Here is a 14,498-nt window from a genome sequence, read left to right as displayed (position 1 = left end):
ATGCGGTCCGCGCTCCTGCTGACCGGGTTCGGGCGCGCCTTCGACCCCTCGGAGTCGGGACCGCCGCTCCGGGCGGTCGCCGAGGCTGTGACTCCCGCGGTCGACGAACTCGTCGTGGCCTGTCCCGACGGTCGGCGGAGCGCGGTCGCGGCCGCGCTGCCCGACATCGAACACCGACTCGCCGTCGACCCGGTCGCGGACGAGGGGCCCGTCGGGGCCATGCGCACGGGTGTTCGCGTCGTGAACGGCGGCTCGGTCGCTATCGTGGCCGGCGACGTCCCGACCGTCGACACGCGACTGCTCGACGACCTCTTCGACGCGTGCGAGACGGCCGCGGTGCCCCGGAGCGACGGGCGACTCCATCCGCTCCACGCGGTCTACGACGCCGCGGCCGTCCGCGTCGCCTGCGACCACACGCTCGCCGCGGGTTCCGGCCGGCTCTACGACGTTCTCTCGCGACTCGATCCCGTCGTCGTCGACGCCGAGGCGCCCGACGTCGACGCCCACCCGCTGACCATCGGCTCGCACGCGGACGTCGCGCCCGCGACGGACTGACAGCGGCCCGCGCGGCTCTGCTCGAACCCTCCCGACACCCCACCCAAATGCGTTTAAGGTCTTTGTATTTCGAGCGTGCGTTCGAATCCGGGCCCTATATCTGGATTATGTAAACGATTACGCTTATATTGGTCGCAGTCGGCTAGCTAAAACGTAAATCAGAAGACGAACGTTCGGATATTTGCGGAAATTGCGGATAAACACAAACACGGAGAAAATCGATGCCACACAAGAAGGAAGCCTGGAAAGACGAGATGTACGGCGACGCCGTGCGCGAGAAAATCGAGGAGTTCGCGGAGCGGGGGTGGGACGCGATCCCGGCGGACGAGCGGGACGAGTGGTTCTCCCGGTTCAAGTTCTGGGGCGTGTTCCACCACCGCGGCGGGCAGGAGTCGTACTTCATGATGCGACTGACCAACTGCGGGGGCGTGCTTGAGCCGGGACAGCTGCGCGCCATCGGCGAGGTCGCCCGCGAGTACGCGAAAGGGCCCGCGGAGAATCCCGAGTTCGGCAACGGCTGGATCGACTTCACGACCCGCCAGTCGATCCAGCTTCACTGGCTGAAACTCGAGGACATCCCCGAGATATGGGAGCAACTCGAAGCGGTCGGCGTCTCCTCGCGCTCGGCGGGCGGGGACACGATGCGCAACATCTCCGGCTGTCCGGTCGCCGGCAAGGCCGAGGAGTACGTGGAGAGCCGCGAACTGCTGGACGAGATACAGGCGGAGATCCGCGGCGACGACGACCTCTGTAACATGCCCCGGAAGTTCAACATCTCGGTGACGGGGTGTCGACAGGGCTGTGCCCAGGACTCGATCAACGACGTCGGTCTCGAACCCGCGCGCAAACTGGTCGACGGCGAACGGAAGAAGGGCTTCAACGTCCGCGTCGGCGGCGGACTCGGCGGCCGCGAGCCGCGCGAGGCGCGCCCGCTCGACCTGTTCGTCACGCGCGAGCAGGCCACGGAGACGGTGCGGGCGTTCGTCGAGTACTACCACGAGGCGGGCAACCGCGAGAACCGCTCGAAGAACCGCGCGCGCTTCTTCGTCGACGAACACGGCACGGACGCCATCCGCGAGGAACTCGACGAACGCCTCGACTTCGAACTCGAGCGCGCGGGCACGGACTTCCGCGGCGACTACACGTACAACGCCGGGAAGTCCACCGACCGCGGTGCCCACGACCACGTCGGCGTCTACGACCAGGCGGACGGGAAGAACTACGTCGGCCTCTCGGTGCCGGTCGGCCGGATGCCCGCCGAGGACGCCATCGAACTCGCCGACCTCGCGTCGGCCTACGGCTCCGGCGAGATCCGACTGAGCCGCCGGCAGAACCCGCTGATCGTGGACGTACCGGACGGTCAGCTGGCGAACCTGCTCAACGAGGACCTGCTGGAGACCTACCGGCCCGAACCGAACCCCTTCGAGCAGGGGGCGATGGCCTGTACCGGGACCGAGTTCTGCTCGCTCGCGCTCACGGAGACGAAAGCCCGCATGGCCCGCCTGCTCCGCTGGCTCGGCGAGACCGTCGACCTGCCCGACGACGTGGACCGCATCAAGATGCACTACTCGGGCTGTACCGCCGACTGCGGACAGGCGATGACCGCCGACATCGGCCTGCAGGGCATGCGCGCCCGGAAGGACGGCGAGATGGTCGAGGCGATGGACGTGGGCGTCGGCGGCGGCATCGGCGAGGACCCGTCGTTCATCGAGTGGGTTCGCCAGCGCGTCCCCGCCGACGAGGTGCCGGGCATGATCCGGAACCTCGTCGAGGCCTACGCGGCCCTGCGCGAGGACGGGCAGACGTTCCGCGAGTGGGTCGACGCCACCGGTCACGAGACCATCGTCGAACTCGCCGAACCCGGCGAGGTCGAGGGGTACGAGGACCCCTGTCTCGCCGACGGGAAGCAGTCCTGGTACCCGTTCGCCGACGGCGAGAGCCCCGCGCCCACCGACGCCGAGGGCCACCCGCTCTCGGCGGACGACTGACGATGCGCGGCGACCGACCCACCGACCGGCGGCGCTCGACAGCCGCCTTCGACGTCGCGCCGGAACTGTTCGGGGCCGGCGCGGAAGACCCGACTCGCGCCCCCGACGACGCCGCGCGGTAGCGCTGGTGACTGTTCCGTTCCATTCTCTCCGTCGCGTTCGCCCTCGCCGTCGCCAGTCCGCACTGAACCGAGACGCCCTTACGACGACCGCGCCAACACCGACCGATGACAGTCGTCACGAACGGGGGCGTCGACCTCTACTACGAGGCGAAGGGGGACCCGCGACCGCCGGAAGACGTCGACCGCGCGGCGGACACGGTGGCGTTCGTCAATCCCGCGGGCTACGGTGCGTGGGTGTGGGGCTGGCAACACGCCGCGCTCGTCGAGGGGTTCGAGACCGTGACCTGGGACCTGCGGGGGACCGGTCGGTCCGACGCGCCCGACGGTCCCTACACCGTCCGGTCGCTCGCGGGCGACCTCGAAGCGGTCCTCTCGGACCACGGCGTCGGCGACGTCCACCTCGTCGGCGCGGGACTCGGCGGGATGGTCGCGCTGGAGCACGCCCACCGCTACGGCCGCGCGGCCTCGCTGTCGCTGTTCGGGACGGCCGCGAGTGGCGACCGCGTCGACGCCGACGCGCTCGATTCCCTGTTCGCGCCGCGCGACGACTCCGAGGCGCTCCGGGCATCGCTCCGGAACGCGTTCGCCGCCGACCTCGACGCCTACGAGGACGTCGTGAACGAGATCGTCGGCTGGCGGCGCGAGGAGGACGCCGACCGCGCTGGCTTCGAGGCGCAGGTCGCCGCGACGACGGGCTTCGACCGCACCGATTCGCTCTTCGAGATCACGACGCCGACGCGGGTGTACCACGGCGTCGACGACGTGGTTGTCCCGACCGACGCGGGCCGTGATCTCGCCGACGGCCTCCCTCGCGGCGAGTTCGTCGCCGTCGAGGGCGGACACCTCTGTTTCGTCGAGGAGAGCACGGCGGTCAACGACGCGCTCCTGGGCTGGCTGGAGGAGTCGGCCTGAGAGCCGGACGGGCGCTCCGAACACCGCCCGCCGGTAGTTTTACGCTCGTGACAGCCGTCGATCGTGATATGTCATCGGACGACTCCGTGACCGACGGCGACCAGCCGGGCGATCCCGCGCCCCCCGGCGAGAAGTACTGCGCCGAGTGTGGGTCGATCATCAACGAGAAGGCGGAGATCTGCCCGGAGTGTGGCGTCCGCCAGCCGGGCATGGGGTCCGGCGGCGACGAGCGACTCGTCACCGCGTTGCTCGCGATCCTCCTCGGGAGCTTCGGCGCGCACAAGTTCTACCTCGGGGAGAACAAGGTCGGCGTGATATACCTCTGTTTCTTCTGGACGGGGATCCCGGGCATCATCGGGATAATCGAAGGCGTGATCTACCTCTCGAAGAGCGACGAGGAGTTTCGCCGACAGTATCTGGAGGACTGACCGCGCGACCCCCGGCCGCACCGCCCGCGTTCGCGAGCTCCGCGCCGCCCTCGCGCCCACCCGCCGGTATCTCCTCTCCCATCACGAACCTCGCGAGTACTACCGGTGTCACACCGTCACCGTCAGCGACCGGACGGTTCGCCTCTGTGCCCGCTGTAGCGGCATCTATCCGGGTATCCTCGGGGGCCTCGCGTTCGTTCTCACGGACACCGCACCAGCGGCGTGGCCGTGGCTGGTCGTCTGCGGTCCCGCGCCGGCCCTCGTCGACTGGGCGGCGACGACGTTCACCGACCGGCGCGGATCGAACGCCGTTCGGACCGGCAGCGGCGTCCTGCTGGGACTGGGCTACGGCGTCGCAGTCCCGTGGTTCCTGACCGACCGGCCGCTGTGGCTGATCGGCGTCGCCGCGGGCTACGGCGGCGTCGCGGCCGCGGCGCTCCGTCGGTCCCGTCCGGCCGAGGCGGCCGCCGACAGCGACGGCGAACCCGTAAGTGAGGGCCGTTCGCACGGCTCGTAGTCCTGCCGTGGTAGACAGGCTTTTACTCGCCGAGTCGAACGATCACGACGATGACACGGCCACGCATCGCCCTGCTGAACGGCGCCCACGAGCCGGAGGGCAACCGGCGCAACTTCCGCCGGGAACTGGACGCGGACCTCACGGAGTTCCACCTCCCGGGCGGCGACTACCCGGAGACGTACGACTTCGACGGGTGCGTCGTCACCGGGTCTCGCGCCTCCGTCTACTGGGACGAGGAGTGGATCGCCCCGACCCAGGAGTGGGTCGGGACTGCTATCGACCGCGGGATCCCCTTCCTGGGCGTGTGTTACGGCCACCAGCTACTCGCCGACGTGCTCGGCGGCACCGTCGACGCGATGGGCGAGTACGAGATCGGCTACCGCACCGTCGAGCACTCCGGCGAGTCGCGCCTGTTCGACGGCGTCGACGACGAGTTCACCGTCTTCACCACCCACTCGGACGCCGTCGTCGAACTCCCGCCGGGCGCCGAGCGCATCGCCGCCAACGACTACGGCGTCCACGGCTTCCGCAAGGACCGCGTCTTCGGCGTCCAGTTCCACCCCGAGTACGACGTGCGGACCGCCGAGGAAGTGACGAAGGGCAAGGACCTGCCCGAGGAGCGCATCCAGTCGGTCCTCGACGGCATCACGCCGGAGAACTTCGACGCCGCCTGCGAGGCCAAACAGGTGTTCGACAACTTCCTCGCCTACGTGCGCGAGGTCGACGTGAACGGCGTCGAGGCCGCGGCCGCGAGCGAGGCCGACGGCGACGCCGTCACCTCCGACGACTGACGCTCCCCGCCTCGGACGCTCACGCGACTCGACGAATACGTCGCGTTCGAACAGGTTTTTCAGGGAGACAGCAGACACGTCGACCAGCGACAGATCCGATGACCGACACGACTGCCGAGCTAGAGGAGTTGCGGGGAGACGTCGACCGGATCGACGACAGCATCGCCGAACTGATCGCCGAGCGGATCGAGACGGCCGAAGCGATCGCGGCCGTCAAGTCCGCCGAGGGGACCGCCCTCGTCGACGAGGAGCGCGAGGAAACCGTGAAATCAGGCTTCGAGGACCGCTTCGAGCGAGCGGGGCTGAAGCCCGCGGACGGGCGATCGCTCGCGGCGTTCCTGATCGAGATCGCGCTCGACCGGGAACAGGCGCACGAAGCAGGCCCCTGAGCGGAGCGGACTCGGTATCGGGTCCGTTTTCGACCGCCCGAACCCAGCGAGCGTTTTTCACGACCGCCGCCCATGATCCCGTATGCTCGATTACGTGGATCTGGAGGCGGATCTGAGCGAGGAGGAGCGGCTCATCCGCGACACCGCTCGCGAGTTCGTCGACGAGGAGGTCCGACCGGACATCGGCGACCACTTCGAGGCCGGGACGTTCCCCGAGGACCTGATCGCGGAGATGGGCGAACTCGGCTTCTACGCGCCGAATCTCGACCACGAGGCGACGGCGAACGTCGGCGAGCGCGCCTACGGCCTGCTGATGCAGGAACTGGAGGCCGGCGACTCGGGGGTCCGGTCGATGGCCTCGGTGCAGGGGGCCCTGGTGATGTACCCGATCCACGCCTTCGGCTCCGCGGCCCAGCGCGAGCGCTGGCTCCCCGACCTGGCCGACGGCTCGGCGGTCGGCTGTTTCGGGCTCACCGAACCGGACCACGGGTCGAACCCGAGCGCGATGGAGACCAGCGCCGAGCGCGACGGGGACGGCTACCGACTCACGGGCTCCAAGACGTGGATCACGAACGCGCCCATCGCCGACGTGGCGCTCGTGTGGGCGAAGGACCGCTCGGTCGACGGGAACCCGGTCCGGGGGTTCCTGATCGAGACCGACCGCGACGGGGTCGAGACGAACCACATCGACGGGAAGCTCTCGATGCGCGCGTCGGTGACCGGCGAGATTTCGCTCTCGGACTGTTTCGTCCCAGAGGAGAGCGTCCTGCCGGACGTGTCGGGCATGAAAGGACCGCTCTCCTGTCTCACGCAGGCCCGGTACGGCATCGCATGGGGTGCTGTCGGTGCGGCGCGGGACTGCTTCGAGACGGCCCGCGAGTACGCGACCGACCGCGAGCAGTTCGGCGGCCCCATCGCTCGCTTCCAGCTCCAGCAGGGGAAGCTCGCGGAGATGGCGACGGAGATTACGACCGCCCAGCTCCTGGCGTACCGACTGGCCGACCTGAAGGAGCGCGGGGACCTGCGGCCCCAGCAGGTGTCGATGGCCAAGCGCAACAACGTCTCGATGTGCCGCGAGGTGGCGCCGATAGCCCGGGAGATGCTCGGCGGCAACGGCATCACGACCGACTACTCGCCGATGCGCCACCTCGCGAACATGGAGACAGTGTACACGTACGAGGGGACCCACGACATCCATTCGCTGATCCTGGGGGAGGACCTGACCGGCATCGCGGCCTTCGAGTGATCGACCGTGTTCGAGTCGGCGCGATGTCGGTCAGCGAGCGGCATCGCGGCCTTCGACTGAGTCACTGACCGGATTCGCCTCGCTTCCGGGGCCCTACCGCCGGGAATCGCGGGGTCCGTCTCCCGGGTACTTATGTGGGCACACCGCGACACCCCGGCGATGGCAAACGGGTTCGTCGGGGCGCTGGCGGTGTTCGTCTACTTCGGGCTGGTGTTCGCGTCGCCGCTCGTCGCGCTGCTGGCGTGGGCGCTCTCCCAGCGCCGCGACTCGTTCGGCACGGCGCTCGGGACGGTCGCCGCGGGGTCGGCCGGCCTCATCGCCTCCGTCGCGACAGCGTTCCTGCTGTTCGTCTCGCTCGGCTCCGCTCTCGTCTTCGCGGTGGTCGCCCTCGCGGCCACGCTCGTACTCGCGGTGTTCCCGGTCCTCATCGGCCAGCAGCTGCTCGACCGATGGACGCTGCTGAACGTCGACGAGACCCTGGAGTACGCGACGCTGGGCTGGCCGGTCGCGCTCGTGATCAGCCTCGTCCTCTTCGTCTCCCCCGGCGGGTTCGGCGGGTCGGACGTGACCGCACTCTCCGGGCTCGCCGCCAGCGTCGCCTGGATGACGCTCGTCCTCGTCGTGACGCTGGGCCCCGCGCTCGCCGGACTCGGCCTGTATCACCTCGTGGAACGCTACGCCTGAGCGACCCCGACGGTCCGTCGGTTCGCGACGGCCGCTCTCGCGGCACAACGCTTTTGCCCGGGCCGGTCCGATTCGTGACTGACTTCTCTCGAGGCCGGAGCGGCCGCGCCGCTCCGGCCGGCCGCCGCCCGTCACGCGGCCACACGCATGCCACAGGACGTACACAGCGCGCTCGAGGCTTTCGAGCGCCACGAGATCCGTGCACAGCTACACGACGTCCCGCCCCACGCCGTCTACGAGGTGCGCGTCGACGGCCGACGGGCCGTCTGCAAGGTCGCACGCGGGGAGACCGCCGACGTGGGGCGCGAGGCGGTCGCGATGGACCACGTCGACCGCCACACGGACCTACCGGTCCCCACGGTGCTCGCCGCCGACGAGGACGCGTTCGTCGCGACGTGGCTGGACGCGCTCGCGGGCGAGGAGACGACGGTCGACCGCGACGACCCCGAAGACGCCCGCGCGCTCGGGGCCGGACTGGCACGGCTCCACGACGCGACGGCGGGCCAGTTCCCCCGACCGGGCGTCCCCCGCCTCGGAACGCCGTGGGGGCCGGGCTCGGCGGGCGACCCGGACGACCGACTGGCGGTCGAGACTCACCGGGACTGGCACGCACTCGCCCGCGCGGTCGTCTCGGCGATCCGTGACTATCTGGTCGACATCGGGTGGGCGGGCCCCGCCGACGAGGTGCTGGCCCTGCTCGACGACCGACCCGACCTGTTCGACGGCGCGGGGACGCCCGTGCTCTGTCACGGGAACGTCCTCCCCGAGCACGTGGCGTTCGAGCGGTCGGGGTCGGGCGACACTGTCCGCAGCGACGCCCCGCTCGAACTCGCGGCGCTCGTCGACTTCGAGCACGCACTGGTCGCGCCCGCCGAGTACGACTACTGGCGGACGGCGATCCCCTGTTTCCACACCAGCGACCTCGACCCGCGGCCGACGCTCTCGGCGTTCCGGGCGGGGTACGAATCGGTGCGCTCGCTCCCGCTGGGCGTCGAACGACGGCGCGAGGGCTGGTGGGCAGTAATTCTCGTCACCTACCTGCTGGCGCTCGACGTGCAGAACGGGGGGATCGGACCCGACGAGCGCCCCCGAGCCCGCGGGATCGCGGCCGTCGCCGGCGAACTCGCCGACGCGGTCCGAAGCCGACGGCGGTAGTTTCCCGGATCGGGGACGCCGGCCACCCGTCGAAACAGACACCGTCCGACGCGCCCGCCGATCAGGTGAAGCGACCGGTCTCGGAACCGCAGTCGAGACACCGGGTGAGGAGCGCGTCGCGGTCGTCGGCCATCTCGACGGTGTTCTCCGTGCGGCCGCCGCAGTCGGGATACTCCCGGAGCATCTCGGTGCCCGGGGCGTCCCTGGGCGCGCCAATCGCGAGCGCGACGACCCGGTCCTCGCCGGCGTTGCGACCCAGTTGCCACTCGCCGGGCGCGAAGCGGACGGCCTCGCCGGCCGAGACCGCCACGTCGCCCTCCTCGGTCTCGAAGGTCGCCGTGCCCTCGATCACGTAGAACACCTCCTCCTGTTCGGGGTGGCGGTGGTAGCCGAAGCCGAAGCTATCGCCGGGTTCGAGTTCGTAGTAGTTGAGCGCCAGTTCCTCCGTGTCGAGGGCGGCGGCGAGCGCGCGCTTGTCCGCGGCCGGCCCCATCCGCCGCTCGGGGTCCTCGCGGTCGACGCGTTTCATACGGTCGGATACGCGGGCGAGTCAGTAAAGTCTCGCGGGGACCTGGAGGGCGAGCGCGAGCGCGAGACCGGGCGGGTGGGGGCGGGGCTCGGGGACGGACGGGTGGGCGAGTTACTCGGCGCGGTCGATATCGAGGTCCTCCTCGATACCGTCGAGCCAGTCGGAGTCCGCGATCTCCTCCATCTGCTCGCGGAAGTGGGTCTTGCACACCCCGACTTTGACGCCGTCTTTCTCGACCGCGATCTCCGCTTCGCGGTCGCAGTAATGACACTGCATACCCGTCCTTGCACCCGGGGGGCATTGAACCCTGCGACCGCGGCCGACGAGCGTCTGACGGACGAAGCAGATCGAATGCCTACGAGGGTACGAAATCGATACCGTCGCCTACCGACTGCCGTCGAGTTCGGCGACGACCCGCTCGTACTCGGCGGTCGTGAGCCCGGCTTCGCCGAGCGACCGGTCGTGGGCGTCGCTCCCGCCGGTGACGATCAGGTCGTGGCGTTCGGCCACGGTCCGAACCGCCTCGGGGCCGAGGCGGCCGTTCGAGCCGGTGTGGCCGCGGGCGCCGTACGGGTAGGCGACTTCGAGCGCGTCGAGTCGCGGCGCCAGTTCGAGCGCCGCGTCCGGGTCTGGGTAGCGGAGGGGATGGGCGAGGCCGACGACGGCGCACGCCTCGGCCAGCAGTTCGCGACCGCGGTCGAACGACGGGATGTCGCGGGCGACGTAGCAGGGGTCCCCGTCGCCGATGAGGTCGTCGAAGACGGTGCCGATCTCGTCGTAGTCGGCGTCGCTCGCGACGACCGCGCGGGCGATGTCGGGGCGACCCAGACCCGGTTCGGGGTCCACCGGGAGCGAGACGCCCAGTCGGGACTCGAGGCAGTCGACGATCGCCCGCCCGCGTTCGACGCGGTCGCGCTGGAGGCGGTCGATCTCCGCCTCGAGCGTCTCGGTCGGGCGGACGCCGTAGCCCAGGAGGTCGACTCGCTGATCGCCGGCGTCGACGCGGAGTTCGATCCCGTGGATCAGCGTGACGTCGTCACGGGTGACGACCGGCGCGTCGAGGTCGGGGTGGACACGGTCGTGGTCGGTGATCGCGACGGCGTCGAGCCCCGCGGCCCGCGCCGCCGGCGCGACTTCCGGGAGACGGAAGGTTCCGTCGGAGTTCGTCGTATGGACGTGGAGATCCGCGGCGACCATACGGAGGTGTGACGCCCCGCGGCCAAGCCGGTTGCGGTCCGGCGCATCGAACCGATCGGACCGGTCCACGGGCGCGGTTACCTGTCGAGAAAGTCCGGCCGGTCGGTCGCGTCTATCTCGTCGGGGTTGGGTTTCTCGATGCCCTCGAACTTGTCGACGGCCTCGGGGAGCCCGTCGCGGCCGCCCGTCGGGAGGTCGTCCTCGTCGACGACGACGGTCTCCCCCTCGACGAGCTCGCGCCAGACCTGGTCGTCGTCGGCGCCGTCGGGGACGGCGTCGCGGGCCTCGTTCTTCCCTTCGCGGAAGGCCAGCTCGACCATGCTCTTGGCGTAGGCCGTGTCCATCTCGTCGTGGACGGCCTCGAACTCCTCGCGGTTGTACTCGCCGAGTCGCTCGGCGACACCCAGCGCGTAGGCGCGTTCGGTCGCTTCGTCCCTGTCGAGGGCACCCCACGACGTGTCGTACTCCTGTTCGTACAGCCCCATGGTCACGCCTCGACTTTCTTGTCCGGCAGCACGCGCAACCCGTTGTTCGAGAACTCGATAGCCCGGATGTCACAGTCGATCGCGGTCCCGCGCATCTTGATAACCTGCACGCCGCGGGTCATCCCGCCCTTCTCGAGGTAGTTGTGGAAGAAGATCACGCCGTGAGCGAGGTAGTGCTCGTCGGCGTACGAGGAGGGGTCGGTCATCTCCGAGATGAGGACGACGGTCGTCCCCGTCTGTTTCAGCGCGGAGAGAAAGCCCGTTATCTCGTCGGAGACGTCGTTGAAGAAGTGCTGGAGGAGCATCGTCGAGTCGATGACCGCCCGGTCGATGTCCTGCTGTTCGAGGAAGGCGACGATCCGGTTCGTGAGCCCGCCCTCCGTCCCGAACTGGGTGATCGTCCGCTTGCCGCCGTCGGTCATCAGGTTGAGGAACTGCACCTTGCCCGAGGCCATCACCTGGTCGAAGCCGAACTCGTAGCCCGACATGTCCTGTGCCAGTTCCTCCTTGGTCTCGTGCATCGTCACGTAGAGGCAGTTCTCTCCCGCTTTCGCACCCTGTGTGATGAACTGCGACGAGAACGTCGTCTTCCCGCTGCCCGGCGGACCACTCACCACGTAGAGTCTGTCTTTCAGGAGGCCGCCCTGGACCAACTCGTCGAACCCAGGAACGCCGCTTGAGACGCGCATACAGAGCAATGCCCGTTCCGGGTATAGACCTTTACCCCCTATTTTTCACCGCTGATAACGATAAAACGGCGCCCCGCCCGTGGCGGTCAGCGCAGTCGGCCGAGACACGACCGGCAGAACACGACGGCGGCCGCCTCGGCGTTGGCCGTCCCGCAGTGTCGGCAAGCGACGACGGCGTCAGTTTCGGCTCCGGCGGCGCCGGTCCCATCGACCGACGGCGCCGTTCCGTTTGGTCGCGTCTCGGCGTGGTCGTCCGACTCGACCGCTCCGCGAGCCTCGAGCGTCGGCATCCGGTCGGGACCGACGTACCGGAACAGCAGGAACTCACCCAGCAGGACCACGACGAGTCCGGCGGCGGCGAACGCCCAGCCGTACATAGTCGGCTTCCGCGCCGCTCGCTCCTTGAACCTTCGGGCTCGAGTATCGGCTGTGATAGTCGCGTACGCGCCCGGGGAGCGGCGTCACCGGAGCTGCGCGAGGCACTTCCGGCAGTACGTGAAGTTCTGTTCGTCCGCGTTGGCGGCGCCACACTGGGGACAGCGGACGCCGTCGACCTCCTCGTCCGCGTCGTCGCTCGCGACCAGGTGACTCTCCCGCACGGACCGACCCGGGTCGCCGGACTGGGGCGGCGAGGCCTCGTTCGACTCCAGCGAGACGCCCCCCAGCGTCCGGTCGTCCGAGAAGTACCGGACCAGCAACAGCTGGAAGAGGGTGAACCCGACGAGGTAGACGATGATCCAGCCCCAGGGCTCCATGTTGTGGTATACGTTGTCACGGCACTTGGGTGTTTGGCTGCGCGGCCGAACGGGAGCGTGCGGGCGGGAAGCGCTCCGCTCGAATCCGGCTGCGGTCACCGACTTCCGGGCCGGTGGGACGGAGCGAGCGAAGCGGAGATACGCGCTGTCACCGCCACGTTTTTGCGGACCGATCGTGTCACTCCGACCTAATGCCCTCCCCGGACGCCACGCGTGCGACCCGACGACGCTACCTCCGAACGAGCGCCGCCCTCGTCGGCGGGGTCGGCCTCGCAGGCTGTATCATCTCGACGGAGCCGTACACGGAGACCGTCGAGCAGGAGTTCGACCCCGGCGACGCCGAGGACCTCGCCGTCGAGACCGAGGACGGCGACGTGACGCTCTCGCCCGGCGACGGCGACACCGTCTCGGCGACCGTCGAGAAGCGGTCCGTCTCGGGGGAGGACGCCCTCGACGACGTGACCGTCGAGGGCCGCGTCGAAGACGGCACCCTGATCATCGCGCCGGACCGTCCCGACCGGGGCGCGACGGTCTCGGTGAGCCTCGACCTCTCGGTCCCCGAGGGACTGGCCGTCACCCAGGTGACCTCCAGCAACGGCGAGGTGTCCGCCGACGACGTCTCCGGCGACGGCACCTACCGCACTTCGAACGGTGACGTCGACGTGGACGGCGTCGACGGCTTCGTCACCGTCGAATCGACCAACGGCGACGTGTCCGCGAGCGACGTCGGGGGACTCGACGGCGCCCGCACGACCAACGGCGACGTGACGGTCGACGCCCCCGCCGTTCGACAGGACGTGACCTGCGAATCCACCAACGGCGACGTGACGGTCGCCGCTCCCAGCGATCTGGACGCCAGCGTCAGTCTGCGGACGAGCAACGGTGACGCCGAGGTGTCCGGCGTCGCTATCGAGACCACGAGGTCGGGGAGTCGGCGGATCGAGGGACGGCTCGGCGGTGGCGAGGACGACGACCCGGAGTACGAACTCGAACTCCGGTCGACGAACGGCGACGTGACGCTGCTGGGCCTCTGAGGCCCGGCCCGGTCAGTGACCCGGCGGCTGCCGGTCGCGGCCGAACTCGTCGAAGACGTTCAGTGTCTCGGGGAGTTCGTAGTCCAGCTGTCGCGACTCGCGGCGGTCGACGTTGGCGTCTTCGAGCGGGTCGGCGACGGGCTCCCAGCCGTCCTTCACGGCGATCGATTTGGCGGGCGTGCCGGCGGCGATGTGGTGGGCGGGCACGTCCGCGCTGGCGATGGACTTGGCCGCGAGGACGCTGTTCTCGCCGAGCCGAACCCCGGCGCGGACCATCGAGTCGTAGGTGACGCGGACGTCGTCCTCGACGATGGTGTGGTAGTTGTCGACGGCGGTCTGGTCGTTGACGTCGTGGTCGTGGCTGTAGAGGTGGGCGTCGTCGGAGATAGAGACGCGGTCGCCGATGGTCAGCATGCCGCGGTCGTCGAGGTGGACGTCGTCGTGGATGACGACGTTGTCCCCGACGGAGATGTTGTGGCCGTAGGTGAAGGAGATGCCCTTGAAGAACCGGCAGTTCTCCCCGCACTCGGCGAAGAGGTGGTCGGCGAGCATGCGACGGAACCGGAGCGCGAACTCGACGTTGTCGGCCATCGGCGTCGCATCGAACTGCCGCCAGAGCCACTGGAGGTACTTCGTGTGCTCGAACTCCCCGTCGTCCATGGCCTCGACCTCGGCGTAGTACTCGCTCTCGAGGGTGACGTTGCAGGGGTCGTACCCCTGGAGGCGGACGCGCTCGGCGGGGGTCACGTCGCCGCCGGACTGCCAGCGCTCGTAGGCCTCGCGGTCGCCGAACAGGTCGACGAGCACGTCTTCGACCACGTCGCAGGTGTCTTCCTCGCCCGAGAGGCGCTCGTCGACTTCCTCGATGAACGCGTGGATGCCTTCCTCGCCCCCGGGCGGGAGCGAGACGTGGCGCTTTGTCATACCGCGTGGATCGGTCCCGCCGACAATAGGGGTTTCCTTACCGGCCCGTCACGGGGTGACATGGATGTAACCGCCCCGGTCGGCTCTCGGCGTCGGGT

At 69.4% G+C, this 14,498-nt stretch carries 19 protein-coding genes; 11 read left to right on the top strand and 8 right to left on the bottom strand.

What is annotated here, in order from left to right:
- The 10 genes from mobA (at nucleotide 1) to D1409_RS10010 (ending at nucleotide 8,787) form a co-directional block, all read left to right on the top strand.
- On the top strand, nucleotides 1-555 hold the full coding sequence (gene mobA / locus D1409_RS10055) for a molybdenum cofactor guanylyltransferase (protein ID WP_123536645.1): 555 nt from the start codon (nucleotides 1-3) through the stop codon (nucleotides 553-555).
- 221 nt (nucleotides 556-776) lie between these two features.
- Nucleotides 777-2,543: a nitrite/sulfite reductase gene (locus D1409_RS10050; RefSeq protein WP_123536644.1), complete on the top strand. Its 1,767-nt coding sequence runs from the start codon at nucleotides 777-779 to the stop codon at nucleotides 2,541-2,543.
- A 227-nt stretch (nucleotides 2,544-2,770) separates the two neighbouring features.
- Nucleotides 2,771-3,577: an alpha/beta fold hydrolase gene (locus D1409_RS10045; RefSeq protein ID WP_123536642.1), complete on the top strand. Its 807-nt coding sequence runs from the start codon at nucleotides 2,771-2,773 to the stop codon at nucleotides 3,575-3,577.
- Between the two features lie 68 nt (nucleotides 3,578-3,645).
- Entirely contained in the window at nucleotides 3,646-4,005 is a 360-nt protein-coding gene (locus D1409_RS10040) for a TM2 domain-containing protein (protein ID WP_123536640.1), read from the top strand.
- A complete protein-coding gene (locus D1409_RS25720; RefSeq protein WP_123537087.1) occupies nucleotides 3,992-4,522 on the top strand; it encodes a DUF2085 domain-containing protein in 531 nt (176 codons plus the stop codon). Before D1409_RS10040 ends, D1409_RS25720 begins: the two co-directional genes overlap by 14 nt.
- Nucleotides 4,523-4,572: 50 nt before the next feature.
- Complete coding sequence (locus D1409_RS10030) at nucleotides 4,573-5,313, top strand: type 1 glutamine amidotransferase (protein WP_123536638.1); 741 nt, start codon at nucleotides 4,573-4,575, stop codon at nucleotides 5,311-5,313.
- Between the two features lie 98 nt (nucleotides 5,314-5,411).
- Complete coding sequence (locus tag D1409_RS10025) at nucleotides 5,412-5,702, top strand: chorismate mutase (protein ID WP_123536636.1); 291 nt, start codon at nucleotides 5,412-5,414, stop codon at nucleotides 5,700-5,702.
- A gap of 82 nt (nucleotides 5,703-5,784) precedes the next feature.
- A complete protein-coding gene (locus D1409_RS10020; RefSeq protein ID WP_123536634.1) occupies nucleotides 5,785-6,948 on the top strand; it encodes an acyl-CoA dehydrogenase family protein in 1,164 nt (387 codons plus the stop codon).
- 159 nt (nucleotides 6,949-7,107) lie between these two features.
- Nucleotides 7,108-7,632 carry a hypothetical protein gene (locus D1409_RS10015; RefSeq protein ID WP_123536632.1) on the top strand — a complete coding sequence of 175 codons (525 nt, stop codon included), beginning with the start codon at nucleotides 7,108-7,110 and terminating at the stop codon, nucleotides 7,630-7,632.
- 147 nt (nucleotides 7,633-7,779) lie between these two features.
- Nucleotides 7,780-8,787 carry a phosphotransferase enzyme family protein gene (locus D1409_RS10010; RefSeq protein ID WP_123536630.1) on the top strand — a complete coding sequence of 336 codons (1,008 nt, stop codon included), beginning with the start codon at nucleotides 7,780-7,782 and terminating at the stop codon, nucleotides 8,785-8,787.
- A gap of 61 nt (nucleotides 8,788-8,848) precedes the next feature.
- On the opposite strand, the gene D1409_RS10005 is transcribed toward D1409_RS10010, so the two are convergent.
- The 7 genes from D1409_RS10005 to D1409_RS09980 all read right to left on the bottom strand — a co-directional run bounded on the left by D1409_RS10005 (nucleotide 8,849) and on the right by D1409_RS09980 (nucleotide 12,442).
- The gene (locus D1409_RS10005) at nucleotides 8,849-9,316 is read right to left on the bottom strand and encodes a cupin domain-containing protein (protein ID WP_123536628.1); all 468 of its coding nucleotides are present in this window, start codon (nucleotides 9,314-9,316) and stop codon (nucleotides 8,849-8,851) included.
- A 111-nt stretch (nucleotides 9,317-9,427) separates the two neighbouring features.
- A complete protein-coding gene (locus D1409_RS24455) occupies nucleotides 9,428-9,592 on the bottom strand; it encodes a DUF6757 family protein (RefSeq protein WP_006882760.1) in 165 nt (54 codons plus the stop codon).
- 108 nt (nucleotides 9,593-9,700) lie between these two features.
- Nucleotides 9,701-10,513 (bottom strand): PHP domain-containing protein, encoded by an 813-nt coding sequence (locus D1409_RS10000; RefSeq protein ID WP_123536626.1) that lies wholly within the window; start codon nucleotides 10,511-10,513, stop codon nucleotides 9,701-9,703.
- A 77-nt stretch (nucleotides 10,514-10,590) separates the two neighbouring features.
- Nucleotides 10,591-10,998, bottom strand: a complete 408-nt coding sequence (locus D1409_RS09995; RefSeq protein ID WP_123536624.1) for a hypothetical protein — start codon at nucleotides 10,996-10,998, stop codon at nucleotides 10,591-10,593.
- Nucleotides 10,999-11,000: 2 nt separating this feature from the next.
- Nucleotides 11,001-11,687: an RAD55 family ATPase gene (locus tag D1409_RS09990; protein WP_123536622.1), complete on the bottom strand. Its 687-nt coding sequence runs from the start codon at nucleotides 11,685-11,687 to the stop codon at nucleotides 11,001-11,003.
- 86 nt (nucleotides 11,688-11,773) lie between these two features.
- A complete protein-coding gene (locus D1409_RS09985) occupies nucleotides 11,774-12,064 on the bottom strand; it encodes a DUF7577 domain-containing protein (protein WP_123536620.1) in 291 nt (96 codons plus the stop codon).
- A gap of 84 nt (nucleotides 12,065-12,148) precedes the next feature.
- Nucleotides 12,149-12,442 (bottom strand): DUF7577 domain-containing protein, encoded by a 294-nt coding sequence (locus D1409_RS09980; protein ID WP_123536618.1) that lies wholly within the window; start codon nucleotides 12,440-12,442, stop codon nucleotides 12,149-12,151.
- 191 nt (nucleotides 12,443-12,633) lie between these two features.
- On the opposite strand from D1409_RS09980, the gene D1409_RS09975 reads away from it, so the two are divergent.
- Nucleotides 12,634-13,476, top strand: coding sequence for a DUF4097 family beta strand repeat-containing protein (locus D1409_RS09975; protein WP_123536616.1), 843 nt, complete (start codon nucleotides 12,634-12,636; stop codon nucleotides 13,474-13,476).
- A gap of 12 nt (nucleotides 13,477-13,488) precedes the next feature.
- On the opposite strand, the gene D1409_RS09970 is transcribed toward D1409_RS09975, so the two are convergent.
- Nucleotides 13,489-14,400: an acyltransferase gene (locus D1409_RS09970; RefSeq protein WP_123536614.1), complete on the bottom strand. Its 912-nt coding sequence runs from the start codon at nucleotides 14,398-14,400 to the stop codon at nucleotides 13,489-13,491.
- Between the last annotated feature and the right edge of the window lie 98 nt (nucleotides 14,401-14,498).

The organism is Halosimplex salinum (assembly GCF_003730195.1).
Taxonomy (GTDB): Archaea; Halobacteriota; Halobacteria; order Halobacteriales; family Haloarculaceae; genus Halosimplex; species Halosimplex salinum.
This window is presented reverse-complemented; position numbering and strand designations above follow the sequence as displayed.

Coding starts and splice junctions, on each gene's coding strand:
- mobA (WP_123536645.1), top strand. CDS start 1: ATGCGGTCCGCGCTCCTGCTGACCGGGTTCGGGCGCGCCTTCGACCCC.
- D1409_RS10050 (WP_123536644.1), top strand. CDS start 777: ATGCCACACAAGAAGGAAGCCTGGAAAGACGAGATGTACGGCGACGCC.
- D1409_RS10045 (WP_123536642.1), top strand. CDS start 2,771: ATGACAGTCGTCACGAACGGGGGCGTCGACCTCTACTACGAGGCGAAG.
- D1409_RS10040 (WP_123536640.1), top strand. CDS start 3,646: ATGTCATCGGACGACTCCGTGACCGACGGCGACCAGCCGGGCGATCCC.
- D1409_RS10030 (WP_123536638.1), top strand. CDS start 4,573: ATGACACGGCCACGCATCGCCCTGCTGAACGGCGCCCACGAGCCGGAG.
- D1409_RS10025 (WP_123536636.1), top strand. CDS start 5,412: ATGACCGACACGACTGCCGAGCTAGAGGAGTTGCGGGGAGACGTCGAC.
- D1409_RS10020 (WP_123536634.1), top strand. CDS start 5,785: ATGCTCGATTACGTGGATCTGGAGGCGGATCTGAGCGAGGAGGAGCGG.
- D1409_RS10015 (WP_123536632.1), top strand. CDS start 7,108: ATGGCAAACGGGTTCGTCGGGGCGCTGGCGGTGTTCGTCTACTTCGGG.
- D1409_RS10010 (WP_123536630.1), top strand. CDS start 7,780: ATGCCACAGGACGTACACAGCGCGCTCGAGGCTTTCGAGCGCCACGAG.
- D1409_RS10005 (WP_123536628.1), bottom strand. CDS start 9,316: ATGAAACGCGTCGACCGCGAGGACCCCGAGCGGCGGATGGGGCCGGCC.
- D1409_RS24455 (WP_006882760.1), bottom strand. CDS start 9,592: ATGCAGTGTCATTACTGCGACCGCGAAGCGGAGATCGCGGTCGAGAAA.
- D1409_RS10000 (WP_123536626.1), bottom strand. CDS start 10,513: ATGGTCGCCGCGGATCTCCACGTCCATACGACGAACTCCGACGGAACC.
- D1409_RS09995 (WP_123536624.1), bottom strand. CDS start 10,998: ATGGGGCTGTACGAACAGGAGTACGACACGTCGTGGGGTGCCCTCGAC.
- D1409_RS09990 (WP_123536622.1), bottom strand. CDS start 11,687: ATGCGCGTCTCAAGCGGCGTTCCTGGGTTCGACGAGTTGGTCCAGGGC.
- D1409_RS09985 (WP_123536620.1), bottom strand. CDS start 12,064: ATGTACGGCTGGGCGTTCGCCGCCGCCGGACTCGTCGTGGTCCTGCTG.
- D1409_RS09980 (WP_123536618.1), bottom strand. CDS start 12,442: ATGGAGCCCTGGGGCTGGATCATCGTCTACCTCGTCGGGTTCACCCTC.
- D1409_RS09975 (WP_123536616.1), top strand. CDS start 12,634: ATGCCCTCCCCGGACGCCACGCGTGCGACCCGACGACGCTACCTCCGA.
- D1409_RS09970 (WP_123536614.1), bottom strand. CDS start 14,400: ATGACAAAGCGCCACGTCTCGCTCCCGCCCGGGGGCGAGGAAGGCATC.